The sequence below is a fragment of the Acinetobacter sp. P1(2025) genome (assembly GCF_051390655.1).
In the GTDB taxonomy this organism is placed as follows: domain Bacteria; phylum Pseudomonadota; class Gammaproteobacteria; order Pseudomonadales; family Moraxellaceae; genus Acinetobacter; species Acinetobacter junii.
In genome coordinates, this window is record NZ_JBPKBJ010000127.1 from 1 (window position 1) to 5,195 (window position 5,195).

Genomic DNA, 5,195 nt, shown 5'->3' on the forward strand with positions numbered 1-5,195 from the left:
TCGATGATTCGTCATCATCAAGCTAGGTCGGCTATATTACTCTAAATTTCTTTAAAGTCAACAGGTAATTTAGATATTTTTAAAACTTATCAACCAACTCAAGAATCCAACCACTTTAGCCAAATCCTTGTTTCTCAACAAGTTTTTATCCGCATCACCGCCGATGGATGTGCATTCTACAGCATTTCTAATCGCTTGCAAGAGATTTTAAAAATTTAATTATTTGGTTGTTTTATTTTTAAACTTTAACTTATCTAATTTACTGATTTATATAATTTAAAATTTATTAATTATAAGAAAAAACGAATTTTACAAACCTAACTTACTGTAATTTAATAATTTTATTAAAAAATTGTTTTAATTATCTACAGAAAACTAGCTCTATTTTTATATTTAGCCTGTATTTAAGACAATATCCTGAGTTAGAAAATATTTCTTAAAGTTCAATAATGCTCAAATTTAATTCATTCAAAATAAAATAACGGCTTCAATTACTTTGAAGCCGTTATTTTAATCTCTCAGGAAATTATTTTTGAGGGTTAGGAAGTTGTCGTTCGTACAATATTTAAGAAATAAAGATGTCGTTCATACTGATCAATAATGTCCTGAATTAAATCTTCTTGCGTCCAATCCATTACATCATAGTTTTGACCACCCTCTCGCAAAAACACTTCGGCTTGGAAATATGAAGAATCATCGATCTCAGATCGACCGAGCATAAAACTCGGTGGAAGCGTTGCATGTGATACGACTTTATAAATAAAGTTAATTTCATGCTGATGGTCAACATGTAGCTGCAAACCCTGTTCAGTCTCTTGAATGTCAACTTCTAAATGTCGACGTTTGAATTCTCGTTGAATGCTTTCGAAGGCTTTGCGAACGTCATTTGCAATATAGTTTCTCACCTCTTGTTCTGTATGTGGATAATGCATAATCAATCCTAAACGTTGCTGCCAACTTCGTGGGTCGTTGATTGCGCGTGGTGTGATACGTGCCTCTTGGATAGCTCGAGTTTTTGTTACATCCAAATTCAATGCTTTTAAAAGCCCCCAACTCATCAACAACATCACAATCGTAAAAGGCAATGCACTCATAATAATGGATGACTGTAATGCGGCTAGACCACCGACGAGTAAAAGCGTAATCGCCAATAGCGCCATCAAGATAGTCCAAAACAAACGTTGCCAAGTCGGTGAATTTTCGGTTTTTGAGGTGAGATAATCCGTCACCAATGCACCCGAATCAGCTGAGGTAACGAAAAAAAGTATAACCAAAAGCGTGGCAACAGAACTTAAAATTCCTGAGAATGGAAGATGATTTAAAAATTCGAATAATGCAACCGAAGAGTCTAACTGTACCGCCTGAATTAAATTGGTATTGCTTTCTTGCATGATGCTAAAAAGTGCCGCATTTCCTAAAAAGCCCATCCAAATAATAGTAAAGCCTGTAGGAATCAGTAATACACCAACAATAAACTCGCGAATTGTTCGTCCTCTTGATACTCTTGCAATAAACATTCCCACGAATGGAGACCATGAAATCCACCATGCCCAATAAAGGATTGTCCATCCTCCAATCCAACCATTGGGTTGATAGGCATAAAGATTAAAAGTCATCGCAAATAAATTTGAGATGTAAGAACCTGTATTTTGAATCGTGGTCTGTAACAGATAGATACTCGGCCCTGCAATAAATACAAAAGCAAGAAGGGTTAAAGCGAGAATTAGATTTAATTCAGAAAGGCGTTTCACGCCTTTATCGAGTCCTAGAAAAACAGATAAAGATGCCAAAATACTGACAAATATAATAAGTCCAACTTGGATATTTGTACTTTGTTCTATCCCAAATAAATAATGCAAACCTGAATTAATTTGCGTTACCCCAAAACCCAATGAAGTCGCGACACCAAATACAGTTCCAATCGTTGCAAAAGTATCAATACTATCGCCCAAAGGGCCATAAATCCGTTCACCGATAATAGGATAAAGTGCTGAACGTGTTTTTAAAGGCAAATTATGTCGATACGCAAAATACGCTAGAGCTAAACCCACCAAGGCATAAATTGCCCATGCATGTAGTCCCCAATGAAAAAAGGTAATTCTTAATGCTTGTTGAGCTGAGGCGACACTTTCAGGATCACCACTCGGCGGACTGACATAGTGCATGACAGGTTCAGCCACACCAAAAAACATCAAACCAATCCCCATGCCTGCCGTAAATAGCATGGCAAACCACGAACCATTTTTATATTCAGGCTGGCTGTGATCAGGTCCGAGTTTGATTTTCCCACTGTCCGAACAGGCGATGTAAATCAGTAGAATAAGGAAAACGGCGACTGATAATACATAGAACCAACTAAACGAATCAGTGATCCACTGTTTCAGTTGTTGAGTTAAAAACTCAAACGAGCTTGGGGCAATTATCACAATTGCTAAGAAAATTGCGATAATAATGACTGTGCTAAAAAACACATTTGGATTCACATTCGCAAACTGCGAAGGAGTCTTGGAAGACATAATTCACCCATATTATTTTAATGATCATGACAGACCTATAGGTCAAATAAGACATTCACTTAATGTGAACAAAAGCGAGTTCAAAACAAGAAAAACTCAAACAAAAGTATATAAAACGTGAAAAATAACGCAGTTGTAATGCTGTAACAGAATTAAAGATTAATCTTGTGAATTTTTCGGTGCATGAGGAATATATTGCAGCGCGATTAATCTCGAAACAATCACTGCAAAATACATCACACCGCCAAACATCTGTAGCATAGTTAATACTCGAGCAGCGGGACTGAGTGGCATAAGATCAGATAATCCTGTGGCTGATTGCAAACTAAAACTCAAAAAGAGTAGGTCTAACCAACGTTGTAAGGCTTCAGGATGGTTTGGATTTTGAAAACTATTCGGCAAAATAATCTGACAAATACTATATAAAAAAGCGAATGCCCAAGCGATCAAAGTAAATACGGCACCAGCCGCAAATAATTCGTCTTTTGTGAGATAACGATCTGAAAACATATACCTTAGTAAACCATACGCTGCATAAAAATAGGCTAAGGCTTCAAAACTGTATGCCGTAATCTGTATTGTATGATTGTCAAAACCTACAAAGATCAAAATAGAAAATATAAATGCACCACTGACAAAGAATAGTCCCCAAAATGCAAATACTGGGGTTTGTCGAATGACTTTTGCAATAATAAGTAAGGCTAAAACACCTAATGACCATGTTAATGCACGATAGGCACTATCGTCATAAGTGATTGTGGCTAAAATTAATAAAGCCAATTGCACCAATAAGAGCCAAGCTGATGGCAACAATCTAAATCCATTCCAAAACTGTTTTATTGTTTGCATTACTTTTTCCATGTCCAAATTATTGTTTTTCTGAACTCATGATATGGCATCTAAATAAGAAATAATCATATTGGTGAGTTCTTGTTGTAAGCGTTGTTCTTCGATTAAAAACGTATTCTTACTGGCATAACGCATCATTGTAAATAATGTACTGTTAATAATCACAAAGGACTTATGTTTTAAAGTTTCAAAATCCCAATGCGGATAATAACGCCCAAATAAATACATCCCTATTTCTAAAAAATGCTGTTCCAAAACTTGCGCTGCATCTGAATCACTATAAGCGTGCCAGTTTTTTAAAATTTCGATGAAAAAACCTTCATCGGATTTTAGGGACTCAAAACCAAATGCAATACTCAATCTGATGATATCTTGAATCGCAGTCTGTTGTTGAAGCATCACCAGCTGTTTCAGTGCTTGTCCTAAATTTTCACTTTTTCTTAACAGCAGTTCAGAAACAATCTGATCTTTATTTTCAAAGTATTGATAAATCGAACCAACGCTTACACCTGATTTTTCTGAAATTTTTGGTGTTGTGAGTTGCAGAATCCCCTGTTCGGAAATGCATTTTTGCGTACCTTCCAAAATACTTTCAACGATCATTTTGGCGCGTTGTTGTTGTGGGCGTTTTCTCATCAAGAGGCTCTGTTAAAATGCGAATTGAATGCGAATAAATATTCATATTATGCTTTGATTAAATAACAATCAAAGGTGTTTTGCAATGCTAAGCATCCCTAAGCCAAGTCGTTTAGCTGCATTTGAAACTATGGTGCAGTCCAATTTAAAAACCAAAATCTTGGGTTATATGACCAATCAACATTTACAACCAAGCTATGCTGAATATTTACAACTCAACGAAGCGCTTCAAGCAGGTGATGAACCGATGGATCAAGTGATGCGATGGGTATTACAAAATCCCAAACTTCATCGAAAATACTTTGAGACGGCGTTATATGAAGGTTTAGATAAACTGCCTCATGACGTTCCTGAACTGACACAATTTTTTAGCTTAGTTGAACGAAAACCCACTTGGTATGACCAAGTCAAAATAGATAAAGCTCTGCAATTCACTTATCGATTGGGAGCAAATAATGGTCTGATTCTTAGAGATCTCTCTTTAATGGCGGGCTATATGTATCCTGGTTTTAACCAATCGCTAATCCTCACAGGTGCATTAAAAAAACAAGCAGCTACGCGCCTTGCAGAAACCACAAAATGGTGGGTTGATATCACAGAGAAAGAGGGCTTTGAACGTTATAACAAGGGCTTTTGTTCCACAATTTATGTTCGTTTCATTCATTCTTTAGTACGGCATCAGCTACAAAAATCAGAAAAATGGGATGCTGAAACATGGGGCTTACCAATTAATCAATATGATCAAGCCATGACGAATATTGCCTTTAGTGGTGTGGTGCTATTAGGAATTCGAGCCTTAGGTATCTTTCCAAGTGCGGAGGAAGTCGACAGCTTTTTACACTTTTGGAAATATGCAGGTTGGTTGATGGGAATTGAGGAAAAATGGTTGGTGGATCAGGAATCTGAAGGATGGAAACTCATCTACTGGATGCAATTCGCGCATCCAAAATCGGATGCAAGTAGTATTTCACTTGGCTCAAGTCTTTCCAAAGAACCTTTTGAACGAAAATATCGTTATTTACGCTCTTTTCAACAAAAATTGGCATATAAACAACACTTAGAACTGACTCAGTTCTTTGTAGGGGCTTTGTTGCATAAATAAATTTCATCCCCATACATGTTAGATGAATACAGAATCAAAAAGCCGATACAAAACAACGAACTGGTCTGAGTACAATCAGGCTTTACGTCAAC

At 36.5% G+C, this 5,195-nt stretch carries 3 protein-coding genes and 1 pseudogene; 1 reads left to right on the top strand and 3 read right to left on the bottom strand.

What is annotated here, in order from left to right; all coding sequences use genetic code 11:
• Window positions 1-539: 539 nt before the first annotated feature.
• From ACSC97_RS17710 to ACSC97_RS17720, 3 genes are all read right to left on the bottom strand, one after another.
• Window positions 540-2,516: a BCCT family transporter gene (locus tag ACSC97_RS17710; protein WP_340475468.1), complete on the bottom strand. Its 1,977-nt coding sequence runs from the start codon at window positions 2,514-2,516 to the stop codon at window positions 540-542.
• A 159-nt stretch (window positions 2,517-2,675) separates the two neighbouring features.
• Complete coding sequence (locus ACSC97_RS17715; protein ID WP_004956532.1) at window positions 2,676-3,365, bottom strand: ion channel; 690 nt, start codon at window positions 3,363-3,365, stop codon at window positions 2,676-2,678.
• A 36-nt stretch (window positions 3,366-3,401) separates the two neighbouring features.
• On the bottom strand, window positions 3,402-4,001 hold the full coding sequence (locus ACSC97_RS17720) for a TetR/AcrR family transcriptional regulator (protein ID WP_004967061.1): 600 nt from the start codon (window positions 3,999-4,001) through the stop codon (window positions 3,402-3,404).
• Window positions 4,002-4,086: 85 nt separating this feature from the next.
• Here ACSC97_RS17720 and ACSC97_RS17725 point away from each other — a divergent pair.
• Window positions 4,087-5,085: pseudogene (locus ACSC97_RS17725) on the top strand (oxygenase MpaB family protein); the annotation flags it as partial.
• Between the last annotated feature and the right edge of the window lie 110 nt (window positions 5,086-5,195).